This is a genomic window from Mycolicibacterium fluoranthenivorans (assembly GCF_011758805.1).
GTDB classification, from domain to species: domain Bacteria; phylum Actinomycetota; class Actinomycetes; order Mycobacteriales; family Mycobacteriaceae; genus Mycobacterium; species Mycobacterium fluoranthenivorans.
This window is the reverse complement of sequence record NZ_JAANOW010000004.1, coordinates 162,821-185,832: the sequence shown is the minus strand read 5'-3', so window position 1 is coordinate 185,832 and position 23,012 is coordinate 162,821. Positions and strand designations below refer to the sequence as shown.

Here is a 23,012-nt window from a genome sequence, read left to right as displayed (position 1 = left end):
GCCCCAGGGACCGCTGGGTGGTAGGGGAGGCTGGGTCACAGAACGCTCCTGTAATCGGACACGTGGATTGGGTGGCCCGGTTCCTTACGTCTTCGCTGTGACGTCGGCCTGGGCTTCGGTGAGCAGGTCGTACTGATGGAGCCAGTAGAGCCAGTCGGTGATGGCTGCCCGCTGGTCGGCGGTTTCGGCGGCGTTGTGGGCGCGATAGAGCGCGAGGTCGGCTGAGTGTGCGGCATAGAGCGCAAAGGCGTTGAGGTGAGCGATCTCTCGTCCAGCGGCCGCGCTCATCAGGGGTTGCATCACGTCGAACCACAGCGTGAAGGTCTCGTTGGCGGGAGGTGCGCTGTCTGCTTGTGCGGGTGGGAGTTGGGCGATGAGATCCGGGTCCTTGACGGCAGCGAGTTTGGTTGCGGCGTCGGGGAAGCCGATCTGCAGTCGGTCGCGACCGGTCATCTTTCCGCTCGGCGGGATGTCGTCGTCCTCGAGAAGGATCTTGTGCGCACCGGGGTCGATACCTTCGAGGTGGGTCGTGGTGCCGATCACCGCGCGCAGTGTCGTTTCGTGTGCTTGGGCCCAAGCCGTCAGTGCGGCAACGGGATAGGTAGCCCAGCGGGCACGTTCAGCAGCGGGGATGGCGGTGTCGGCGCTGACCATCTTGACCTGCTCGGGCAGTTTCACACCGTCTGGTATGTAGGCGATGCCGTAGCTGTTGGCGACGATGATCGTATCGTCGGCGGTGAGAGCGACCAGCCAGAAGAAGCCGATGTCATTGGGGCGCGACATATCTGGTGCATTGAGGGCGGCGGCGATGCGGCGGGCCACGCTCAAGGGGTCGCTTCCACCGGTCTTGCGCTTCAGCGCGCCGGCCGCTGCGGATGCGGCTACCAGATCGCGTTCGGCGCGGGCCGCGGACACCGGAATCGGAGCTGCTGCGGCACCTCCGCCTTGGGCGGAGGACGTCGCTGCGGGAATGACCGGGGGTCCTGCTGTGGGTGGTACCGGTGCGGCCGGTGGCGGGGTGGCCGGTGCGCCTAGTGGCATCGGAGGAGTCGGCGAGGCCGGTGCGGACGAGGGCGCGGACGGCGGCGCGACATTGCCGCTGGGCACAGTGGGATGCGTGGCGGCGGGTGCCGTCGGCGAACTGGTGGCGGTCTGCTCGATCGGCGCGGCGGGCGGGGAGAATGGGGTGGCGGGTGTCGCGTTGCCCAGCGGAGCAGACGGCGGCTGGACCGGTGCCTGCATGCCAGTGGGCTTGGGACCCGTTGCGCCGCTCAGTGAGTCGGGCTTAGGCGCTTGGGTGCCCTGCGGGCCTTGGGCGCCTTGGCCGGTCTGAGGGGTGGTCGGGCCGCTGGGACTTCCGGTGCCGCTGGTGGAGGACAGGGGTGAGGTTGGGGATCCGCCGGAACCGGCTGGGGTGCCGGGAGTGCCGCCGCCGAGGGAGGGGGCCGACGTGCCGCCATTCGGGCCCGCGATTCCGGTGTTTGCATTAACCGGCGGGATTCTCGCGGGTGTCGATGTTGCAGGCGCCGGATTCGGCCCAGCAGGAAGTGGCGGCGCAGGCTGGTCGGCGACTGGCAGTGTTGAGCTGCGCGTTGCGGGAGGTTGTGGTGTCGAGGACTCACCTGGCGACGATGGCGGAACTGCAACGGCAGGACTGTCTCCCGCCGCTAAACCGCCGCTCCGCCGGGCTGCGCGGTCGTGCGCGGTTAGTTCGGAAGGTTTGTCGGGCGGCTGGGGGCTTGTGGGCCCTCCCGTAGCAGCGAGTCGGTCTCCGGGAGGTAGCGCATTTCCGCGTGTGGATGGCGACCAGGCTGCGGGAGCGTCTGCAGGCACCGTTGCTTCTTGCGTTGCGGGCGGCGGGGGACCCAGCTTTTGAGAGAGCAGTTGTTCGAGTGCGCTTGGCGGTGGCTTCCAGGACTCAACCGTCGGAACTTGCGCTGCGGTAGCTGCAATTGCAGTAACAATTAGTGCGTGATAGACGCTGATGACGTTGTCTATAGCTGTCTTTCGCGCATCTGGGTCGTCGGAATCAGATTCGATCTTTTGTATCAGTCGCTGAGCTTCATGTACGTGCTCCGTTATCGTCTCTTTGGCTTGCGCGACCATGCCAGCGACGTGTCTGTTCCAAGTTGACGCGGCCACGAGATGGGCTTGTTGCTCTCGATAGTGATCTGAGCAGATACCGGCAGTGGCGTTCGCCGAGTTTGCAGCTCCGCCGCTCCAAGTACCCCCCTGGAAGGTGTCACTGCGTTGCTGAGCCCACGGGTTTGCAGATTGAAACGTTAAGTTTTGTAGTGCGCGAGTGCAGTCGGCACTAGCGCCATACAACTTGTCCTCGTCTGCCTCTGGCCATCCGTCACTCCCAAGCAGCCGATCCGCATATGGGCCATCAGGTTTTGGCTTGCTCATCAGGACGGGCCTTCTGCCTTGCAAGCGCTCGTTAGTATTCCTGAAAGGTGAAGGGTGGCGTTGTACAGATGATTATCGGCTACCGTGTAGCTGGGTATCGCCTTAGCGATTGCTCTTCTATAGACAACAGTCAGTGTGGCAAAGTCTTGTGCCACCGAATTCGGGATTTGCTCACCAATCTGTTGTAGTCGATCTGCGGACGTATTCATGATCGGGATCACGTCATCGTTGGCTTTTCTCTGCTCAGGCGACCACTTTCCTGCAGGGATGTTTGGATCAAGAGCGACCCATGCTGCAGTTGCTGCTCGAAAGTCATTCGTTGCTGCTATCCAGTCGTTGCAGTTGGAAATGTAGCTTTGCAAGAACACAGATGGTTTGGATGACTCGTTGACTGGAGCGATGTTTGACGGCATCGGACCAGCAGGAACGAGTGGTGCTCGGGCGGCGGCGGCTCCATACGAGATGGCCTGGCAAATGTCAGTGAGGGATGTTGATATCGCCACCGCTGTCATGGCCAGTTGATCGTCGGCGGGGGTGTACGTCGGAATTCTGTCGGCGTATGCCCTCGCATAGGCTGCATATTGCTCGTAAAGTTCGCGCATAACGCGATGCGTTGTGACTTTTGTCAGCTGCATGACTTGATCCGCCGCGTTGCGCATCGCCTCGCCCGCCGCGGCGTACTGAGCCTGCACCGTCGGGCTCCAGAGCGTTGCAGGAATATTGGGATCTCGGTTGACCCATTCACCTTCTGCGTCAGCCAGTGTGTTGTTGATCGGTATCCACGGCGCACACGACGGATCCTCGGTGATCACCGACACCGGCCCGGTGTCATTCGCACTCGCGAAATCGGACGTCGGTGCACCGCTAGTAGGCGCGGCGGTTGGCTTGTCTGACCCGCCGCTGCTCTTGGTGCAGGACACGGCGACGACGGCGGTCACCGCGATGACCGCGACTAGGGCCACCGCGCCGATGATCCATTTCGCCAAGCCGCGCTTCGGTGCGGGCGGTGGTGTCTGCGGCCATCCTTGTTGGGGATTCCATTGCGGGCCTGGCGCATTGCCGGGGTAGCCACCGGGAGGACCCCAGGGACCGCTGGGTGGTGGGGGAGGCTGAGTCACAGAACACTCTCCGGCGATTGGCGCGATGACGCATGACGGTGGGCATCCCCGCGGACGGCGTCGGGTGCCCGTTCGGACGGGGTGGCCCCCGGCGCGGCACCGGCCGCGGGCCCGCCGGATTCCTCCTCGGAGTCTTCGCGCCGGTGCCTACCCTCGCGGTCCTTTTCTTCCTCCGGCTTGTCGTCCGGCTTCTCGGAACCGGCCTTGCCTGCGACCTGGCTGACCTGTTCGGCGACCTGCTGCACGCCTTGCATCGCGGTCTGCGGCAACGACCCCGCCATTCCCATCACCTGCTGGGGAACCTGCGCCGCCTGGCTCGCGATCTGCATCGGGATCTGCATCATCTGGCCGAGCTGACCGGCGCCCTGGGACGCCGCACCGGATGCCGACCCGCCCGCACCGGCAGCCACTCCGGACGCGGCGCTGGCGGCACCACCACCTCCACCAGTGCCACCACCGCTGCCGGAACCACCAACCTGAGACGAGAGCTTGCTGTGCAACTGCGCATCGGTCGCCGCGTAGCGCTCGGCGACAGTCTTGATGTTCTGTGCGAACTGATTGGTCTCGGCCTTCAACAGCGGCAACCCGGAGACGATCGGGGCCAGAAACTGCGGGGCCACGGCCGCAATGGCCATCGACAAGGGATCGGACCCGCTGGGTGTGTAGCCCGCCGGCGCCTGCGGGATGGCATTGGACGCATTCAGGAAGTTATCCCCCGCGCGGGACAACGCAGTCGTATCGACCTTCAGGTTTTCAGGCGCCATGACCGCCCGATTCCTCGGCCGTGGCGCAGCCCCCCGAAACCCCCGCGGCTCGGTGTGGCCCCATGGGCTCAACCAGCATCGACAATCCCCTCCGCATACCTCAGCTAAAACCCTACCCAACGCTGAAATGGTGGAAGTGCGGATATTTGGGAGCGGTCCTGGCCGTCACCAAGTTGCTGCCACAACGTGACGCGCCGCATTGGTTAGTCATACGAAGCGACGAGGGTCGTCGGCAAAGAACGTGATGCGTTTGCTGAGACGTCTGTGCCTCTGTCGAAGCTCCTGCTGAACACCGGAGAGCATCTATTGCCGTGGCAATGCTCAATCTGCCTGCGGATGAGTGGCCGCAGGACGCTGCTTCGGAGCGGGAGCCTCCATCGGCGCACGCTCGGACGGGGTCGACGCCCCGGCCTCGCCATGCTGCTCGGATTCGTCACGATCTTTTTCGCGATCGTCTTTGGGCTTGTCCGCCAGACGACGGGCGTCCTTCTCATCCTTGTCCTCGGAACGGCCACCAACATCCGAGGCTGCCTGCGATGCCTGCTGCACACCCTGCATGATCTGTTGCGGAATCTGCTGCAACCCTTGGGCGAGACCTTGCAGCGGTTGGGCTATCGACTGCGCCATCTGCCCCACCTGCTGACCGACCTGGCCCAGCACTTGCCCCATCTGGCCCATCATGTCTGCGCCGGCGCCCGCAGAGCCGGCGCCCGCAGGTCCGGCGGCCGCGGAACTACCGCCTCGGCCGGGGGAGTCCTTGCCCTCCAACACGTCCGCCGCGGCTTTGAACCGTTCGGCACCGTCTTCGTCGCCGCGGGCGTACGCCTGTGCCGCCTTCTGCAGCAGATCCGAAATGGTGCTGGCGGTCGCCGATGTCACCCCGAAGCTGTCCTGCCGACCGTTCAGTACGCCGGCCAACGCGGTGCTGACGGCCGATGCGATGGGCCCATGGCTGGTCTCGACACCGTTTCCGTCCGCATCGCCCAGCCCGGACAAACCCGCGGCGACATCGGAGTGAGCCTGCGAGAAATGCAACACCCCGTCCGTCTGGACATCAAACGGGTCCGTGGTCATCTGCCAATCCTATTGGGGTGCCTCATCGTGGTCGGGCACCAATTCCTCGACCTGACGTGCCGCGTCGGCCGCGGCCGCACCGAACCCGAGTTGCTCCCACTCCTCGGCCACCCCGGCCAACCCGATCGCGTCGTGCGCGGCCAACGCCCGCGCGTGCGACGCTGTCACCCGCGCGAAGACGCATTCGACCGGCAGGCCGTCAAGGGACGACACCGCCCGGGCGTCTCCGCACCGCACCGCATCGTGCACCGCGCGCAACGCCACGGCGGACTGCCCGCTGCGTTCGGCCGCGCGGAAGGCCTCCCTTGCCGCTCCGACGGCGCCGAGGGAATCCTTGCGCGCCCAGCAGGTCCAGGCTCGGGCCAGGGCGAGCTCCGGCGCAAACAGCATCGACTTCAATCCGTGCCGGGATTCAGCCCGCCCCAAGGCTTTTGCCGCGGCCACCGTCGAACCTTGCTGGCCGAGAGTCTGCGCCAGCAACATCCACGCCAGCGGGGTCCACGAATAGCCGGTCGGCGCCAAACTGTCTGCAGCGGAACGTAACAAGCCGACGGCGTCATCCAGATCGCCGCGGAAGGTGGACACTTCCGCGATCAGCAGCTGCCCGATCGCGTGCCCGGGTCCAGTCTCGGCGCACAACTCGTGAGCCAGTGACTCGGCCCCGTCCAGGTCACCGCGGAACACGGCTGCTAGGACCTGCCCGTAGCCGGAGGTGTAGCGCAGCAGTCCGGGATGCCCGGCCGCGACAGCACGATTCGCCAACTCGTCCACCGGCCCGAACTCACCCATCCGCGCATGCGCCAGCGCCGCGGCCGACGCGGCCCAGCCGACCGCCTGATCGGTGGCGGTGGCGGAGGTCAGCACTGACGCCGACAGTTCCCGCGCTCGATGCAGATCCCCGGCGTTCATCGCGAATGTGCCCAGCAGTGCGTCCACCGTCGCATCGGAGGACACCCGTCCGCGCAGAGCCCGCAGGAACGCTGTCGCCCGCTCGGGCTCATTGAGCATCCAGAACTGGTTGGCTGCCCGCGGCAACGCCCATGCGAGCAGGTCGGTCTCGCTCAACGTGGTGGGGTCCACCGCCGCGAGCACCTCGTCGGCGTCCCGCCCGCGGCCCTCCCAGGCGAGCACCTGAGCCCGCGCCAATCGCTCCGTCAAAGAGTCGGCGGGACCATCGGGCACAGCCGCAGTGTAGGGCGGGCGCCGGACCGTCGGTAACGTTTTGCCTCGTGGCCGAATCCCCTTCCTGGGCGGTGTGCGTGTACTGCGCCTCCGGCCCTAAGCACCCGGAACTGCTCAAACTCGCCTCCGACGTGGGGCATGCGATCGCCGACCGCGGCTGGACGCTGGTCTCCGGCGGGGGCAACGTCTCGGCCATGGGGGCGGTCGCCGACGCCGCGCGCCAGCACAACGGCCGCACCATCGGCGTCATCCCCAAGGCGCTGGTGCACCGCGAACTCGCCGATGTCGAGGCGGACGAGCTGATCGTCACCGACACCATGCGGGAGCGCAAACAGGTCATGGAGGACCGGGCGGACGCGTTCATCGCCCTGCCCGGCGGTATCGGCACACTCGAAGAATTTTTCGAGGCGTGGACCGCTGGCTACCTCGGCATGCACCACAAGCCGATCGTCATGCTGGATCCGCTCGGCCACTACGACGGCCTGCTGACCTGGCTGCGCAGCCTGGTCGACACCGGATACGTGGGCGCCACCGCCCTGGACCGCTTGGTGGTGGTTAACAACGTCGATGCGGCGATGGCCGCATGTGCTCCCGGTGAGATCCCTCACTAGGGTTGACGCTCATGAGTGACGACACATCCCGCACCAACGTCGGACTGCTTGACATCGCCACGCAGCTACCAGGATTTTTGGCCGACGCCCCCGCCATCGTGCGCGGGCTGGTGACCGGGTTCGGTGCGCGGCCGACGGCCAAGACATCCATCGGCAAGGTCTTCCAAGACCGCGCCGCCCAACACGCAGACAAGGTCTTCCTCAAATTCGAGGACCAGCAGATCACCTACCGGCAGGCCAACGAGACCGTCAACCGGTACGCCGCCGTGCTGGCCGCCAAAGGCGTGGGGCACGGCGACGTCGTCGGAATCATGCTGCGCAACTCACCGGACGCGGTGCTGCTGATGCTGGCCACCGTCAAATGCGGTGCGGTCGCCGGCATGCTCAACTACCACCAGCGCGGCAACGTGCTCGCACACAGCTTCGGCCTGCTCAACGCGAAGGCCGTCGTCGCCGAGAACGATCTCATCGACCCGATCGGGGAGAGCGGTGCCGAGCCCGAGGGCCTGCTGACCGTCGACGACCTGCGGCAGCTGGCGCTCACCGCACCCACCACCAACCCGGCCATCACCTCCGCGGTGCTGGCCAAGGACAAGGCCTTCTACATCTTCACCTCGGGCACCACGGGTCTGCCCAAGGCCAGCGTGATGACCCACTACCGCTGGCTGCGAGCCCTCGCCGGGTTCGGTGGTCTCGGACTGCGCCTGAACAGCAGTGACACCCTGTACTGCTGCCTGCCGCTCTATCACAACAACGCGCTGACGGTGGCCACCGGATCGGCGATCAACGCCGGCGCGGCCCTCGCTCTGGGCAAGTCCTTCTCGGCGTCGCGGTTCTGGGATGACGTCATCCGCTACGACGCCACCGCGTTCGTCTACATCGGCGAGATCTGCGGCTACCTGCTCAACCAGCCGCCCAAGCCGACCGACCGGGCACACAAGATCCGCGTCATCGTCGGCAACGGACTACGCCCGGCCATCTGGGATCACTTCACCGAACGGTTCGCCATCCCGCGGGTGTGCGAGTTCTACGCCGCGAGTGAAGGCAACACCGCGTTCGTCAACGTCTTCAACGTCGACAAGACCACCGGCATCTGCCCCAGCCCGGTCGCGTTCGTCGAATACGACCTGGACACCGGCGAGCCCGCCCGCGGCTCCGATGGCCGACTTCGCAAGGTCAAGCGTGGCCAGCCGGGTCTGCTGCTGAGCAAGGTGTCCAGCCTCCAGCCGTTCGACGGCTACACCGACAAGTCGGCCAGCGAGAAGAAGCTGGTCCGCGATGCCTTCAAGGACGGCGACGTCTGGTTCAACACCGGTGACCTGATGCGGTCGCAGGGCTTCGGCCACGCCGCGTTCGCCGACCGGCTCGGTGACACGTTCCGCTGGAAGGGCGAGAACGTCGCCACCACCCAGGTGGAAGCCGCGATCTCCGCCGACGCGCAGATCGAGGAGGCGACGGTGTTCGGCGTGGAGGTGCCCGGCTGCGGTGGGCGCGCCGGCATGGTCGCCGTGCAGCTCAAGGAGGGTGTCGAGTTCGACGGCGCCGCCCTGGCCAAGGCCGCGTTCGCGGACCTGCCGGTCTACGCGGTGCCGTTGTTCGCGCGGCTGGTCAAGGAACTCGCGCACACCTCGACGTTCAAGAGCCAGAAGGTCGAGCTGCGCAAACAGGGCTACGGCCCCGATATCGCCGACCCGATCTACGTCCTGGCCGGCCGCGACGAAGGCTATGTGCCGTTCTACGACGGCTACACCGACGAGGTCAGGGACGGCAAACGCCCCAAGTAGTGGCGATTTCCGCGCTGACGTTCGGCCAGCGGACGCGAGCGCGCCGAAATCGCCGAACGCTAGCCTGGTGACGTGCAGTCGACGTTTCTCGGCAGACCGGTCGCCGGCGACCGGGCCATGATCATGGCCATCGTCAACCGCACCCCAGACTCCTTCTACGACCGCGGGGCCACCTTCGACGACCAGGCGGCGAAAGACGCGGTGCATCGCGTCATCGCCGACGGCGCCGACGTCATCGACGTGGGTGGGGTGAAAGCGGGCCCCGGCAGCACCGTCGACGCCGACGAGGAGATCGCCCGCGTCGTGCCGTTCATCGAATGGCTGCGTGGCGCGTACCCGAATCAACTGATCAGCGTCGACACCTGGCGGGCCAGTGTGGCCAAGCAGGCCTGCGCGGCCGGAGCCGACCTCATCAACGACACCTGGGCCGGGGCGGACCCCGGCCTGCCGGAGGTTGCCGCGGAGTTCGGGGCGGGGCTGGTCTGCTCACACACCGGCGGCGCAACGCCGCGAACCAGGCCGTTCCGGGTGAACTACGGCATCAGTGAGCGCGGCGTGGTGGACGCGGTGATCGCCGAGGTGACGGCGGCGGCCGAACACGCGGTGGCGGTCGGCGTCGCAAAAGACGCGATTCTGATCGATCCGACGCACGATTTCGGCAAAAACACTTACCACGGCCTTAGTTTGTTGCGTCAGGTAAAAGATCTTGTAAATACGGGATGGCCGGTCCTGATGGCCCTGAGTAACAAGGATTTTGTCGGGGAGACTCTGGGTGTGGGCCTCACAGAGCGCCTGGAGGGCACACTGGCAGCGACCGCCCTGGCGGCCGCCGACGGTGCCGCGATGTTCCGGGTGCATGAGGTGGGACCCACTCGGCGCGTACTGGAAATGGTCGCGTCGATCAAAGGGGAGCGTCCACCGACGCGGACCGTGAGGGGACTGGCATGACCTTGACGCCCGACCTGGCCACCGGAATCACCGGCCACCAATGGCTCACCGATCACAGCTGGAGTCGACCCATGTGGACGATTGCCGAACTGGAGGCCGCCAAAGCCGGCCGCACGGTCTCGGTGGTGCTACCGGCTCTGAACGAGGAGGACACCGTCGGCTCGGTGGTCGAAACCATCGCGCCGCTGTTGGGCGGGTTGATCGACGAGCTGATCGTGCTGGACTCCGGGTCCACCGACGACACCGAGATCCGGGCCGTTGCGGCAGGAGCGCGGGTGATCAGCCGGGAAACCGCGCTGCCGGAGGTCGAACCGCAGCCGGGCAAGGGTGAGGTGTTGTGGCGCTCGCTGGCCGCTGCCACCGGCGACATCATCGCGTTCGTCGACTCCGACCTGATCGATCCCGACCCGATGTTCGTGCCCAAGCTGCTGGGGCCACTGCTCACCGCCGACGGGGTGCACCTGGTCAAGGGCTTCTACCGGCGCCCCCTCAAGGTCAGCGGCGCCGAGGACGCCAACGGCGGTGGCCGTGTCACCGAGCTGGTCGCCCGGCCGCTGCTGGCCGCGTTGCGCCCGGAGCTGACGTGCCTGCTGCAGCCACTGGGCGGCGAATACGCCGGCACCCGCGAACTGCTGACCTCGGTGCCGTTCGCGCCGGGCTACGGGGTGGAGATCGGCCTGCTGGTCGACACTTACGACAAACTGGGCCTGGACGCCATCGCCCAGGTCAATCTGGGGGTGCGCACACACCGCAACCGCCCGCTCACCGAGCTCGCCGCGATGAGCCGGCAGGTGATCGCCACCCTGTTGTCGCGCTGCGGCATCCCCGACTCAGGTGTGGGGCTGACCCAGTTCTTCGCCGACGGCGACGACTACACGGCGCGCACGTCCTCGGTGTCCCTGGAGGACAGGCCGCCGATGAACACGCTGCGACCCTGACAAGGTTGTCAGTGCCGGCCCGTTCCCGCCCGGTCGCTCCGCTCCCGCCCACCCGTTAGGGCAAAATCGAGGCGTGACCCTGATCCTGCTGTACCTGGTCGTGCTCGTCCTCGTCGGCGTGGTGTTGTTTGCCCTGGGCAGTGTGCTGTTCGGTCGCGGTGAATCGCTGCCGCCGCTTCCGCGGGGCACCACCGCGACCGTGCTGCCGGCGTCGGGGGTGACCGGCGCCGACGTCGACGCGGTCAAGCTGACACAGACCTTCCGTGGCTACAAGACCAGTGAGGTCGACTGGGTGCTCGAGCGGTTGGGTGCCGAACTCGATCTGGTGCGCGGCGAATTGGCCGCGGTCCGGGCCGCGCATGGGATCGCCGAGGAGCGCGAACCTGCCGAGCATGAGGCGGCGCACGCCCGCGCCGAGGAATCATGAGCGATCTGCCCCACGAGGACGGGCGCATCCGGTGTGGCTGGGCGCCAACGGATTCCAAGCCCGACTCGGTGCTCTATCGCGAGTATCACGACACCGAATGGGGGCAGCCGGTACGTGATTCGGCCGCGCTGTTCGAGAGGGTCAGCTTGGAGGCCTTCCAAAGTGGGCTGTCCTGGCTGGTCATCTTGCGCAAGCGGGACAACTTCCGCCGAGCGTTCAAGAAGTTCGACGTGGCGAAGGTGGCGCGCTTCACCGAACGCGATGTCGAGCGTCTGCTGACCGACGAGGGCATCGTGCGTAACCGAGCCAAAATCGAGGCGACCATCGCCAACGCCCGGGCGGTCGCCGACCTCGATATCGAGTTGGCCGATCTGCTGTGGTCGTTTGCGCCGGAGTCGCGCACGAGGCCCGCGGATATGTCCTCGGTGCCCGCCGTCACCCCCGAGTCCAAGGCAATGGCCAAGGAACTCAAGCGCCGCGGGTTCCGGTTCGTCGGGCCGACGACGGCCTACGCACTGATGCAGGCGACCGGCATGGTGGACGACCATATCGCCTCCTGCTGGGTGTCCACAGCCACCTGAACTGGTCTCGGTCTGGTGCCATCGCCGGGTCTTTTCACACCGACGCGGTTGGATAGGGAACAATAGGGTGAGTTCAGTACCAAAACTTGGGCCGGCTGCTGCCGGCCACGAACGGGTCCGCCCACGCGGGCCGGCTCACGCGGAGGGAGCACACGATGGCGGCGATGAAGCCCCGGACCGGTGACGGTCCACTGGAAGCGACCAAAGAGGGGCGCGGCATCGTGATGCGAGTACCACTGGAGGGCGGTGGACGACTTGTCGTCGAACTCACCCCGGATGAGGCCGCCGCCCTGGGCGACGAACTCAAAGGCGTGACGAGCTAGACCCCCGCCAGGCCGCGGCGCTGACCCCGAGGGTTCAGCGCTGCACCTTGCGGTAGATCTCCAGGGTCTGCTCGGCGATGTGAGCCCAGGAGAACTCCTCGATACACCGCTGCCGTCCCGCGGCGCCATACTCGCGTGCCCGCTTGGGGTCGGCCACCAGGGTGTTGACCGCGTCGGCGAGTCGCCGTTCGAAGAATGCGGTGTCCTGCGGGTCGTAGTGCACCAGCAGGCCGGTGCGGTGGTCGGCGACCACCTCGGGGATGCCGCCCACATCGGAGGCCACCACGGCCGTCGCACACGCCATCGCTTCGAGGTTCACGATGCCCAGTGGCTCGTACACCGACGGGCAGACAAAAACCGATGCCGCGGACAGTATTTCGCGGATCTTGCCGATCGGCAGCATCTCGCGTACCCAGAACACCCCGGTGCGGCCGGCGGCGAGTTCCTGGACAGCGGTACTGATCTCGGCGGCGATCTCCGGCGTGTCCGGCGCACCGGCACATAACACCAGTTGCACGTCCGGGGCGAAGTCGTGGGCCGCGGCGACCAGATGGGCGACGCCCTTCTGCCGGGTGATGCGGCCGACGAACGCGACGATCGGCTTGGACAGGTCGACGCCGAGTTCGGCCAGCACCGACCCCTCCGGGTCGGGCGCTCCGGCGGAACCGCTCCCTACGCTCGCGACCGGGTACCAGACCGTCGTGTCGATCCCGTTGCGCACCACATGCACCCGGCTGGGATCCAGCGCCGGGTAGGTGGCCAGCACATCGTTACGCATCCCGGAGCTGACGGCGATCACCGCGTCGGCGGCCTCGATCGCGGTCTTCTCCACCCAGGACGACACCCGGTAGCCGCCCCCGAGCTGTTCGGCCTTCCACGGTCGCAACGGTTCCAGCGAGTGCGCCGTCAGCACGTGCGGGACGCCGTGCAGCAGCGCGGCCAGATGCCCGGCCATCCCGGTGTACCAGGTGTGCGAATGCACGACCGTCGCAGCCTGTCCGGGTAGGCCGGCGTTGTTCGCCATCACCAGATCCGCCGACAGCGTCGACAGCGCGGCATTGGCCGACGTGAGCGCCGGGTCGGGCTGCGCCACGATGGCGGTGTCGCGTGGTGCACCCATGCAGTGCACATCGACCTCGCACAGGTGCCTGAGTTGGGTGACGAGTTCGGTGACGTGTACGCCGGCGCCGCCGTACACCTCAGGTGGATACTCCCGTGTCATCATCGCCACGCGCATGGTGTGCACGGTAGTGGGCCACGGTTCGGCGCGCATGATTGCGGTCAACGTTTATGGGGAATAACGAATTGTCTTGACCGACATGCATCAAAAGGGGGCGATTGGCTGGCCCTGGTGCAATATCGCCGATAGGTTGACAAGCATGAGGGAAGCGCCACACGTGCTGGGCATCGTCCTGGCGGGCGGAGAGGGGAAACGGCTATACCCGTTGACAGCCGACCGGGCCAAACCGGCGGTGCCCTTCGGTGGCTCGTACCGGCTCATCGATTTCGTACTCTCCAACCTGGTCAACGCCAGGTTCCTGCGGATTTGTGTTCTCACGCAATACAAGTCGCATTCACTTGATCGTCATATATCGCAGAATTGGCGGTTGTCCGGGTTGGCCGGTGAGTACATCACCCCCGTGCCCGCCCAGCAACGGCTCGGCCCCCGGTGGTACACGGGCTCCGGCGACGCCATCCTGCAATCGCTGAACCTCATCTACGACGAGGATCCGGACTATGTGGTCGTGTTCGGCGCCGACCACATCTACCGGATGGATCCCGAGCAGATGCTGCGCTTCCACATCGAAAGCGGGGCGGGTGCCACCGTCGCCGGCATCCGGGTCCCGCGTGCGGAGGCGTCGGCCTTCGGTTGCATCGATGCCGACGAGTCGGGGCGCATACGCGAGTTCGTGGAGAAACCGGCCGACCCGCCGGGTACGCCGGACGACCCGGAGCAGACCTTCGTGTCGATGGGCAACTACATCTTCACCACCAAGGTGCTGATCGACGCCATCCGCGCCGATGCCGAGGACGACCACTCCGATCACGACATGGGCGGCGACATCATCCCGCGCCTGGTGTCCGACGGGATGGCCGCGGTCTACGACTTCAATGACAACGAGGTGCCCGGAGCCACCGAGCGGGACCACGGCTATTGGCGTGACGTCGGCACCCTGGATGCGTTCTACGACGCCCATATGGACCTGGTGTCGGTGCACCCCATCTTCAATCTGTACAACAAGCGCTGGCCGATCCGCGGGGGCTCGGAGAACCTGGCCCCGGCGAAGTTCGTCAACGGCGGGTCGGCCCAGGAATCCGTCGTCGGCGCGGGCAGCATCATTTCGGCGGCCTCGGTGCGTAATTCGGTGCTGTCGTCCAACGTCGCCATCGACGACGGCGCCATCGTCGAGGGCAGCGTGCTGATGCCCGGGGTGCGGATCGGACGCGGCGCCGTGGTCCGTCGCGCGATCCTGGACAAGAACGTCGTCGTCGGGCCGGGCGAGATGGTCGGGGTGGACCTGGACAAGGACCGCGAGCGTTTCTCGATCAGCTCCGGGGGAGTCGTCGCCGTGGGCAAGGGTGTCTGGATCTGACGGCTTTGGAGTCGCCGTTCTTCGACGCGATATGCCGTAGCGTGCGGGCTGCCCTGGAGTGCCGGGATGCGTTGATCTGTGGCGATGACACCGCGATTCCCCGCGCTCTCTGGCCGCCCTCGGGTACCCCGCTGCTCATCGAGGACGCGCGCGTCCTCGACCATCCGGCGATGAGTGTCTTCCCGGACGCCCGGTTCGTCGCGGCGGTCCCGGTACACCGCGGTGCTGAGCTGGTCGGGGCACTGTGGGTCACCGATCCCCACCCGCGTGCCCTCACCGCCGGGCTCCGTGCGCAACTCGAAGACTTCGGTCTGTTGGCATCGCTGCACCTGCAGCAGGAGAGCGACACCGCGTTGTATCGACTGGTGGCGGATCACTCGGCCGACACGCTCATCCGGGGCAGCCTCGACGGGATCCGCAGGTACGTGTCACCTTCGATCCGAACGCTGCTCGGCTACGACGCGCACGAGCTGGTGGGCAAGCGCGCCAGCGAGATCACCCATCCCGACGACGTCGAGGGGTTCGGACGGCAGATGCTGGCCATGCGCGACGGCCGCATCGACAGCTTCGTCACCGAACATCGGATGCGTCACACGAATGGCTCCTGGGTGTGGCTGGAAGCGTTCGTCAGGGTCACCCACGATCCGGCCACCGGTCTGCGCGACGGCTATGTGGTGTCGGTACGGGACACCTCACGTCGCAAGGAGCTCGAAACCGAGCTGGTTCACCACGCCTACCACGACGGCCTGACCGGACTGCCGAATCGTGCACTGCTGTACGAGCGGTTGACCGCACACATCGAACGTGCGGGGGACGGTAACGGCTTCGCCGTGCTCTGCGTCGATCTCGACGGATTCAAACAGATCAATGACGCATTCGGTCACGAGGTGGGTGACCGGGTGCTGGCGGCGATCGGCGGCCGGCTGGTGGCGTGCGTGGGTCCCGCGGACACCGTGGCGCGACGGGGTGGCGACGAGTTCGTCATCATCCACGTCGCAGATCCGCCGTTGCTCGATTCGGCTGTCGTGCTGGCGCAAGAGGTCATCGACGTGGCTTCCGCCCCGATGACGATCGCGGACTGGTCCGGCAGTGTGGGCCTGAGCATCGGGATCGCCGCTGCCGTGGGTTCGATCGCCGGGGGTGAGGACATCCTGCGTGCCGCGGACCGAGCCATGTACGAGGCAAAGGCGTGCGGGAGCAACGGTTATCGCATCGCCGAATCCCGCTGACCACGGGAGCGCGAATCAGCGGATGTCGGCGGCGTTCTTGCGCCGGCGCCGCCACCGCCACACCTGGATGATCGCCACGGCCACCGCGACCAATGCCACCAGAACCAACGCCGGCACCAGGATGGCGCTGAACACCAGCCCGACGCTGACGACATCCTCGGCGGTACTGAGCACGGGGGCGGCCATCCCGGCCGAGCCGATGTTGGCGACCGGCCGCACGGCGGATTTCGTCAGCGACACGATCAGCGCGGTGACCACACCGATGACCACTGCCACCCATTGACCCGAACCGGCGAGCGCGCCGGGGTCGGTCACTGCAGCGGTCTGCGCCGCAGTGCCGGAGCCGAAGACGATGCCGCCGGACGTGGGCCGCACGAACGTCTGGATGGTGTCGTTGACCGAGTCCAGCGCCGGCACCTTGTCGGCGACGACCTCGATCACCAGCAGCACCGTGACGATCGCCAGCACCCAGCCGTTCTCCAGCCAGGACCAGCCGGCCGGCAGGCCCACCAGGTCCGTGAACCGCGACAAGAGACCGAGCGCCAGCAGTGGGATGTAGGCGTTCAGCCCCGCGGCCGTCGCCAGCCCGAATCCGGTGAGCAGCTCCACACCGTCAGTATGGCGCCCGGCGAGGCCGATTCAGTGCGAGGTGGACTCGGCAGATGCTCAGGTGCGCCGCCGTTTGTGGTCGTTGCTGCGGGGCCGGTCGTGCGGCGGGACCTTGGGGGTATTGCGCGGGGTGCGGCCCTTGCCCGCGACGGTGCTCAGTGCGCACCGGCAGCGCGGGCAGACCGGGTTTCCGGCCAGGTCGACCGTCCAGCTCTTGCCGGCACCTGGACATGGCATTGCGTGCGGGCTGGGCATGACCTGATCCTAGGTCGGCGGGGCGCTCGCCAGACATTCCTCACCAGACATAGGGCACCAGGCGATAGCGAACGGCGTCCATGTATGCGGGGTAGCCGGCCAGTTCGGTGCGCAGCAGGGACTCCTCATCGAGAATCCGCACCACCAGGATCGGCACCGCCAGGGCCGTGACGAGCACACCCCAGTAGGAGTCCAGGGCCAGCGGGGTGCCGAACATCATGATCAGTGCTCCCGAGTACATGGGATGGCGCACCGCCCCGTACAGGCCCGTCGAGACCAGTGGCTGCTCCTGCTCGACCCGGATACTCGCCCCGGCGAAGTTGTTCTGCAGCACGACCGCCTGGGCCAGCACCAGTCCCACCACCACCAGGACGTTGCCCAGGATGACCACCGCCGTCGGCACATGCGACCAGCCGAACCGGTGATCCAGCGCGCTCACCACCGTCATCACCACGACGGACGCGAACGTCGCCGTGATGATGACCTTCTGCACCGGCCGCGTCTCGGCAGTCGGGCCACCGTGCATCCGCCGGGCCAGGGTGGCCGGGTTCCTCACGGCGAGATAGACATTCGGCACCAACGTGGTGGCCATGAATACCGCGATGAAAACCCACGCCTGCCAATAGTTCAACGTGCCCGCCGGCAGGAACAACAGCACACCGAAGAACACCAGGCCGAAGAATCCGGAAACCAGGGCCTGCCACAACACCTTCATGACGCCCTCCTCAACGCAGATCACGACGGCGGAACGCGGCGCCCCCGACGGCGATCAGTGCCGTGTCGATCACCAGGAGCCACAGCAGCGGGGTGGCGGTGACGTCGCCGGGCCGCGGGATGTGGGCGAACGGTTCCAGATCGAGCAGCAGCTGCGGGAATCCCGACAGCGAACCGAGCAGGAACAGCGCGATGAAACCGATCAGCACACCCCAGGCCAACGGGGCGAATCGTGGGGCGAGTCCGAACCATGCGACGGTGACGGCCACGAGCAGCCACACCGCGGGCAGCTGCACTGCCGCGGCGGTGAGCACGGTGCCGAGCTTGCCGCCGATATCACCGGCCGTCGCCCCATACGTCACCCCTGCCACCACGCCCGCGAGCAGCAGGGCGCCGGCGGATCCGAGAAGGGCCGGCAGCAGATGACTCGCCAGCCAACGGGTTCGGCTCACCGAGCCGGACAGGACCGCCTCGGCGTGTTGGTCGGACTCCTCCTGATGCAGGCGCAGCGTCAGCGATATCGCGAACGCGGACGCGATCATGGCGAGCATGCTGAACGCCACCGCGACGAACGCCTCCTCCATGGCGGAGCTTCCGCCGAGTCGTACAACGACATCGCGCGCCACCGCACTGTTGCCGACCTCGTCGGCGATCCCGTGTACCACGCTGCCGATGATCAAGCCGTACAGGCACAGGCCGACGGTCCACAGCACCAGGGCGCCGCGGTCCAGGCGAAGCGCCAATCCGATCGGCCCGGTCAGGGTGGCCCCGGCCGTGGCCGGGCCCGGGCGCTCGGCGAACAGCCCGGCGCCCACGTCGCGGCGCGCCAGCAGCCGATAGGCCACGGCGACGAGCACGGCCGTGAGCGTCAGATGCAGGAGCAGCACCCACCACCGGTCACCGGCGAACGGCCGCACCTGCAGCGACCAACCCAGCGGTGACAGCCAACTGAGCAGACCGCCCTCGGGGCCCGACGCCTCTCCGACCGCGCGCAGGGTGAAGGCCGCGCCGAGGACGGAAAACGCTGCGCCACGGGCGAACCGGGCGCTCGATGACAACTGGGCGGTGACGGCCGCGACGGCGGTGAACACCAAGCCGGAAGCGGCGAGCGTGATACCGAAGGCGATCGAGCCGGCCGGCGGGATATCGAGGGTGAGCAGGCCGGCCGTGGCCAGGACGCCGGTGAGCACGGTGGCTGAACCGGTGAGCAGCAGTGCCGCCGTCAGCCCGGCGTAGCGCCCGACGACGGTGGAGTCCAGCAGTTCGGTGCGGCCGGATTCCTCGTCACCGCGGGTGTGCCGGATGACGGTGAGGATCACCGCCACGGCGATCAGCAGGTGGAACATCCCGGCTTTCCAGACACCCACCGCACCGACCGACTCGTTGTAGATGTTGCCGTAGAGCGCGCGCTGGGCGGGGCTGGCCATGATGGTGGCGGCGAACGCGGCACGATCGGCGGCGGTGGGGTACACAGTCTCGGTGCTGCCGACATAGACGGTGGCGACCGGTAGGGACAGCAACAGCATCCACAGCGGGAGTACCAGCCGGTCCCGGCGCAGGTAAAGGCGCAGCAGACCTGAGGTTCCGGTGAAGTTCGAGGACCGGACGGGCGCGCGGTGCCGCGTGGCCGTGGTCATGCGCGATCCGCCTTCGGCTTCTCGCTGGCTCATGAGTGCACCACGTCATAGTGCTGCAGGAAGAGGTCTTCCAGGGTGGGCGGCTGACTCACCAGACTGCGCACTCCGGCGTCGCCGAGCGCCTTGATCACCTGCCCGATGCTCTCGCTGTCGACGTGCGCGCGCAGCGTGGTGCCGTCGAGGCTGATGTCCTCGACACCCGGGATGCGGCTGAGATCGCCGGGATTGCCGATCATCTCGGCGATGATCGAGGTGCGGGACAGGTGCCGCATCGAGTCCAGCGTGCCGGTCTCGACGGTGCGTCCGGCCCGGATGATGGTGAGCCGGTCGCACAGGGCCTCGGTTTCGGCCAGGATGTGGCTGGACAGCAGCACGGTCGTCCCACGGTCGTTGGCCTCGCGCACACACTGCTGAAAGATGTTCTCCATCAAGGGGTCCAGACCGCTGCTGGGTTCGTCGAGCAGTAACAGCCGGGCATGGGAGGCGAACGCGGAAATCAGCGAGACCTTCTGCCGGTTGCCCTTTGAGTAGGTGCGGGCCTTCTTCGTCGGGTCCAGAGCGAACCGTTCGATCAGTTCGGCGCGTCGGCCGGTGTCGATATCGCCGCGCATCCGGGCCAGCAGATCGATGGTCTCACCGCCGGTGAGTGACGGCCAGAGCGTCACATCACCGGGCACGTAAGCGATATCGCGGTGTAGTTCGACGGCGTCGGCCCACGGGTCGCCACCGAGTAGCCGCACGGTGCCGCCATCTGCGCGAACCAGACCGAGCAGGGCGCGGATGGTGGTGGACTTACCGGCCCCGTTCGGGCCGAGGAAGCCGTGCACCTCACCGGTGGCGACGGTGAGATCGAGTCCGTCCAGGGCGCGGGCGGCGCCGAAACTCTTGACCAGACCCTGTATTTCGATGGCGTTCTGCGTCATCATTCGTTTCCTTCCGGAGATGTGGCGATGGGCAGTCCCTGTTCGTCCTGTGCGACGAACGCGTCGTACATGGTGGAGTCGGTGAGCAGGCCCTGGGTGTAGACCTCGAGGGCCGGCAGCACCATCTCCTGGGCGTAGTCGTGCAGAACCGTCCGCAGGTCGGTCGGGTTCTCGTGCAGTTGGAGATACATCAGGAATGCGCCGCCGCCGGCCATGGCCAGGAATCGGGCGCGCGCCTTCGGGTTACGGCTCGGCTTGACGGTGCCGGCCCGAACGCCCTCCTCCATGTACTGCTCGGTGTTGTCGAGCATCCTGCGCCACAACTTGTTCGACAGTTCGCCGCCGCTCTGCATGGCGCGCACCAGGTAGGCCATCGCGGGCGCGAACGACTCGATCTCGGCCATCTGGGCGAACCAACTCGCCGGGTCGGTGCTCTGGATGGATTCGGTCTTGGCTTCCAGGATCGACTCGGCGACGTAGTCGTCGCACGCCTGGCGCAGCTTGTCCTTGGAACCGAAGTGATGGATCACCAGGCCGGGGCTGACACCCGCCGCGGTGGCGATGGCCCGCACGCTGGTGCCGAAGCCGTGCTGACCGAACTGGTCGATCGCGGCGTCGCGGATTCGGGCCGCCGCGGTCAGATCGTCGACTGAACGCATGTTCAGTACGCTAAACGCGTGTTTAGTGTTCGGTCAAGAGGCGAGTACGTCAGGAATTGGTAAAGATCACGCGAGATTGCCGTTACTGCGCAGAAGTGCGAGAGGGGGACGCAACAACCGCAATCTCGCGGGCGCGGAGAAGGTCAGTCGCGCGCGGCGGCGAGCAGCCCGTCGCCCAACGGCACGAGCACCGGGGTGAAGCGTTCGTCCTCGGCGATCAGCCGGGCCGCCTCACGTACGGCGCTCACCTCGGCATCGTTGGCGGTGGCATCGCCGGCCCGGCCGCCGAGTGCGGCGCGGTGCACGACGACCGCCCCGCCCGGGCGCAGCAGCCGCACGGCCTCGGCCACGTAGACCGGCTGATCCGTCGGCGCGGCATCGATGAACACCAGGTCGTAGGACTCGTCGGCCAGCCGGGTCAGCACTTCCTGAGCGCGACCGGCAATCAGCCGGGTGCGCGACGGCCCCACCCCGGCCTCGACGAAGGCCTGCTTGGCCAGGCGCTGGTACTCGGGCTCGATATCGATCGTGGTGAGCACACCGTCCTCGCGCATACCGGCCAGCAGCCACAATCCGCTCACGCCCGCCCCGGTCCCGACCTCGACGACCGCCTTCGCGCCGGTCAGCCGGGCCAGCACGCTGAGCAGGGCTCCGACCGCCGGGGTGACGGCTCCGGCGCCGCTGTCGACGGCGCGTTCCCGGGCCGCCGCGGTGACGTTGTCCTCCGTGATCGAGCCCTCGGCGTGCGAGACGATCGCGTGAGCACGCTGTGCGGCGTCGTCGGTGGTGGCCATGCCCGCAGCGTAGAGCGAAGACGCACGGCCCCGCGCATCGACACGCCCGCCCCGGAAATCAGGATCACCCCGAATTTCGGCAGGTTTTGCCTGGTGGGGTATCGGGTATCCCGCTTTCTCAGGAATTAATCAGTTTTCTCCTATGCCTACCTCACACCGGTCAGCGACGGTACTTGCATGAACATCGGCGGGAGCTGGCACTCGGGGAATAGCGATATCCAGAGTCGCGTTGCCAAAGGCACCGAGCAATCGGCCGAAACGGCTGGTTGCCTCACCGATACGGAGGATCCGACGAACACCACCACGCGCCTGGCCACCCCGGTCTCGATGCCCCATTTGGAGCAGTACGCGGATGCCGATTGGGTGGAGCCGTCCGAGGAGCTGACCGGAACGGCGGTGTTCGACGCCACCGGTGACAAAGCAGCCATGCCATCGTGGGACGAGCTCGTTCGTCAGCACGCCGACCGCGTCTACCGGCTGGCCTACCGCCTGTCGGGTAACCAGCAGGACGCCGAGGATCTGACCCAGGAGACCTTCATCCGGGTGTTCCGTTCGGTGCAGAACTACCAGCCGGGCACGTTCGAGGGCTGGCTGCACCGCATCACCACGAACCTGTTCCTGGACATGGTGCGCCGCCGCACTCGCATCCGCATGGAGGCGCTGCCCGAGGACTACGACCGCGTGCCGGCCGAGGATCCCAACCCCGAGCAGATCTTCCATGATTCGCGGCTGGGCCCGGATCTGCAGGCGGCCCTGGACTCGCTGCCGCCGGAATTCCGCGCGGCGGTCGTCCTGTGCGATATCGAAGGTCTGTCCTACGAGGAGATCGGCGCCACCCTGGGCGTCAAGCTCGGCACGGTGCGCAGCCGCATCCACCGCGGACGGCAGGCGCTGCGCGAGCATCTGGCCAAGCACTCCGACACGCTGCCGACCTCCGCCTGAGCGTCGTAGGTGTGGGGCTCAGCTTCCCGCGCTACATTCAAAAGAACAGTGTGCGTGTGAAGCGCGGTGGCCAGAGAGGAGCTGGGTGATGGTCGACCCCGGGGATGTGTTCCGCCGCGCCTTCTCCTGGTTGCCCACCCAGTTCGCGTCGCAGAGCAGTGAGCCCGTCGGTCCGCGCCGCTTCCGGTCCACCGAACACCTGTCGACCGAGGCCATCGCCGCGTTCGTCGACGGTGAGCTGCGGATGACGGCTCACCTGCGTGCCGGCCATCACCTCTCGCTGTGCCCGCAGTGTGCCGGCGAAGTCGACGCCCAGCGTCAGGCCCGAAGTGCGCTGCGGGACTCGTGCCCGATTGCCATCCCGAGTGCGCTCCTGGGCTTGTTGTCCCAGATCCCGGAGGAGAATCCGAGGGAAGTGTCCGCCGAGCAGACGGCTCGGGAGTTGGCGGAAGAGTCGGCTCGGACCCGCCGCAAGCGCCGGTAGATTCATGCACAGA

The 23,012-nt window shown here is 66.9% G+C and carries 24 protein-coding genes; 11 read left to right on the top strand and 13 right to left on the bottom strand.

Features of this window, described 5'->3' with window-relative positions; translation table 11 throughout:
- Positions 1-84 precede the first annotated feature (84 nt).
- From FHU31_RS27400 to FHU31_RS27380, 5 genes are all read right to left on the bottom strand, one after another.
- Positions 85-1,242, bottom strand: a complete 1,158-nt coding sequence (locus FHU31_RS27400) for an EspK C-terminal domain-containing protein (RefSeq protein ID WP_167163976.1) — start codon at positions 1,240-1,242, stop codon at positions 85-87.
- A gap of 1,166 nt (positions 1,243-2,408) precedes the next feature.
- Positions 2,409-3,395, bottom strand: a complete 987-nt coding sequence (locus FHU31_RS27395; protein WP_167163974.1) for an ESX-1 system-associated protein — start codon at positions 3,393-3,395, stop codon at positions 2,409-2,411.
- A gap of 128 nt (positions 3,396-3,523) precedes the next feature.
- A complete protein-coding gene (locus FHU31_RS27390) occupies positions 3,524-4,291 on the bottom strand; it encodes a hypothetical protein (RefSeq protein ID WP_167163972.1) in 768 nt (255 codons plus the stop codon).
- A 321-nt stretch (positions 4,292-4,612) separates the two neighbouring features.
- Positions 4,613-5,365 (bottom strand): type VII secretion target, encoded by a 753-nt coding sequence (locus FHU31_RS27385; RefSeq protein ID WP_167163970.1) that lies wholly within the window; start codon positions 5,363-5,365, stop codon positions 4,613-4,615.
- A gap of 9 nt (positions 5,366-5,374) precedes the next feature.
- Entirely contained in the window at positions 5,375-6,547 is a 1,173-nt protein-coding gene (locus FHU31_RS27380) for a hypothetical protein (protein WP_167163968.1), read from the bottom strand.
- 47 nt (positions 6,548-6,594) lie between these two features.
- On the opposite strand from FHU31_RS27380, the gene FHU31_RS27375 reads away from it, so the two are divergent.
- The 7 genes from FHU31_RS27375 (at position 6,595) to FHU31_RS27345 (ending at position 12,159) form a co-directional block, all read left to right on the top strand.
- Positions 6,595-7,158 carry a cytokinin riboside 5'-monophosphate phosphoribohydrolase gene (locus tag FHU31_RS27375; protein ID WP_167163966.1) on the top strand — a complete coding sequence of 188 codons (564 nt, stop codon included), beginning with the start codon at positions 6,595-6,597 and terminating at the stop codon, positions 7,156-7,158.
- A gap of 11 nt (positions 7,159-7,169) precedes the next feature.
- Positions 7,170-8,942: a long-chain-acyl-CoA synthetase FadD6 gene (fadD6, locus tag FHU31_RS27370; protein WP_167163963.1), complete on the top strand. Its 1,773-nt coding sequence runs from the start codon at positions 7,170-7,172 to the stop codon at positions 8,940-8,942.
- A 117-nt stretch (positions 8,943-9,059) separates the two neighbouring features.
- The gene (folP, locus tag FHU31_RS27365; protein WP_208411489.1) at positions 9,060-9,890 is read left to right on the top strand and encodes a dihydropteroate synthase; all 831 of its coding nucleotides are present in this window, start codon (positions 9,060-9,062) and stop codon (positions 9,888-9,890) included.
- Complete coding sequence (locus FHU31_RS27360; protein WP_090363563.1) at positions 9,887-10,828, top strand: glucosyl-3-phosphoglycerate synthase; 942 nt, start codon at positions 9,887-9,889, stop codon at positions 10,826-10,828. The genes folP and FHU31_RS27360 overlap by 4 nt, the downstream gene beginning before the upstream one ends.
- A gap of 73 nt (positions 10,829-10,901) precedes the next feature.
- Positions 10,902-11,255: a DivIVA domain-containing protein gene (locus FHU31_RS27355; RefSeq protein WP_167163959.1), complete on the top strand. Its 354-nt coding sequence runs from the start codon at positions 10,902-10,904 to the stop codon at positions 11,253-11,255.
- Positions 11,252-11,836, top strand: a complete 585-nt coding sequence (locus tag FHU31_RS27350; RefSeq protein WP_167163957.1) for a DNA-3-methyladenine glycosylase I — start codon at positions 11,252-11,254, stop codon at positions 11,834-11,836. Before FHU31_RS27355 ends, FHU31_RS27350 begins: the two co-directional genes overlap by 4 nt.
- Positions 11,837-11,991: 155 nt before the next feature.
- Positions 11,992-12,159: a DUF3117 domain-containing protein gene (locus FHU31_RS27345; protein ID WP_003406247.1), complete on the top strand. Its 168-nt coding sequence runs from the start codon at positions 11,992-11,994 to the stop codon at positions 12,157-12,159.
- Positions 12,160-12,193: 34 nt separating this feature from the next.
- On the opposite strand, the gene glgA is transcribed toward FHU31_RS27345, so the two are convergent.
- The gene (glgA, locus tag FHU31_RS27340; protein WP_167163955.1) at positions 12,194-13,396 is read right to left on the bottom strand and encodes a glycogen synthase; all 1,203 of its coding nucleotides are present in this window, start codon (positions 13,394-13,396) and stop codon (positions 12,194-12,196) included.
- 142 nt (positions 13,397-13,538) lie between these two features.
- Here glgA and glgC point away from each other — a divergent pair, with 142 nt between their 5' ends.
- Positions 13,539-14,753, top strand: coding sequence for a glucose-1-phosphate adenylyltransferase (gene glgC / locus FHU31_RS27335; RefSeq protein WP_090363567.1), 1,215 nt, complete (start codon positions 13,539-13,541; stop codon positions 14,751-14,753).
- Between the two features lie 41 nt (positions 14,754-14,794).
- Positions 14,795-15,982: a diguanylate cyclase domain-containing protein gene (locus FHU31_RS27330; RefSeq protein ID WP_167163953.1), complete on the top strand. Its 1,188-nt coding sequence runs from the start codon at positions 14,795-14,797 to the stop codon at positions 15,980-15,982.
- Between the two features lie 15 nt (positions 15,983-15,997).
- Here FHU31_RS27330 and FHU31_RS27325 read toward each other — a convergent pair whose 3' ends face one another.
- The 7 genes from FHU31_RS27325 to FHU31_RS27295 all read right to left on the bottom strand — a co-directional run bounded on the left by FHU31_RS27325 (position 15,998) and on the right by FHU31_RS27295 (position 21,573).
- Positions 15,998-16,591, bottom strand: a complete 594-nt coding sequence (locus FHU31_RS27325; RefSeq protein WP_167163951.1) for a DUF4126 domain-containing protein — start codon at positions 16,589-16,591, stop codon at positions 15,998-16,000.
- Positions 16,592-16,648: 57 nt separating this feature from the next.
- Positions 16,649-16,846, bottom strand: coding sequence for a hypothetical protein (locus FHU31_RS27320; protein ID WP_167163949.1), 198 nt, complete (start codon positions 16,844-16,846; stop codon positions 16,649-16,651).
- Between the two features lie 40 nt (positions 16,847-16,886).
- Positions 16,887-17,561 (bottom strand): methyltransferase family protein, encoded by a 675-nt coding sequence (locus tag FHU31_RS27315; RefSeq protein ID WP_167163947.1) that lies wholly within the window; start codon positions 17,559-17,561, stop codon positions 16,887-16,889.
- 10 nt (positions 17,562-17,571) lie between these two features.
- Positions 17,572-19,197 carry an ABC transporter permease gene (locus tag FHU31_RS27310; protein ID WP_167163945.1) on the bottom strand — a complete coding sequence of 542 codons (1,626 nt, stop codon included), beginning with the start codon at positions 19,195-19,197 and terminating at the stop codon, positions 17,572-17,574.
- 29 nt (positions 19,198-19,226) lie between these two features.
- A complete protein-coding gene (locus tag FHU31_RS27305; protein WP_167163943.1) occupies positions 19,227-20,123 on the bottom strand; it encodes an ABC transporter ATP-binding protein in 897 nt (298 codons plus the stop codon).
- Positions 20,120-20,779: a TetR/AcrR family transcriptional regulator gene (locus FHU31_RS27300; RefSeq protein WP_167163941.1), complete on the bottom strand. Its 660-nt coding sequence runs from the start codon at positions 20,777-20,779 to the stop codon at positions 20,120-20,122. The genes FHU31_RS27305 and FHU31_RS27300 overlap by 4 nt, the downstream gene beginning before the upstream one ends.
- 143 nt (positions 20,780-20,922) lie before the next feature.
- Entirely contained in the window at positions 20,923-21,573 is a 651-nt protein-coding gene (locus FHU31_RS27295) for an O-methyltransferase (protein WP_090363576.1), read from the bottom strand.
- A gap of 177 nt (positions 21,574-21,750) precedes the next feature.
- Here FHU31_RS27295 and sigE point away from each other — a divergent pair, with 177 nt between their 5' ends.
- The gene (gene sigE / locus FHU31_RS27290) at positions 21,751-22,515 is read left to right on the top strand and encodes an RNA polymerase sigma factor SigE (RefSeq protein WP_167163939.1); all 765 of its coding nucleotides are present in this window, start codon (positions 21,751-21,753) and stop codon (positions 22,513-22,515) included.
- Positions 22,516-22,603: 88 nt separating this feature from the next.
- Positions 22,604-22,999, top strand: a complete 396-nt coding sequence (rseA, locus tag FHU31_RS27285) for an anti-sigma E factor RseA (protein WP_167163938.1) — start codon at positions 22,604-22,606, stop codon at positions 22,997-22,999.
- Positions 23,000-23,012: the final 13 nt, after the last annotated feature.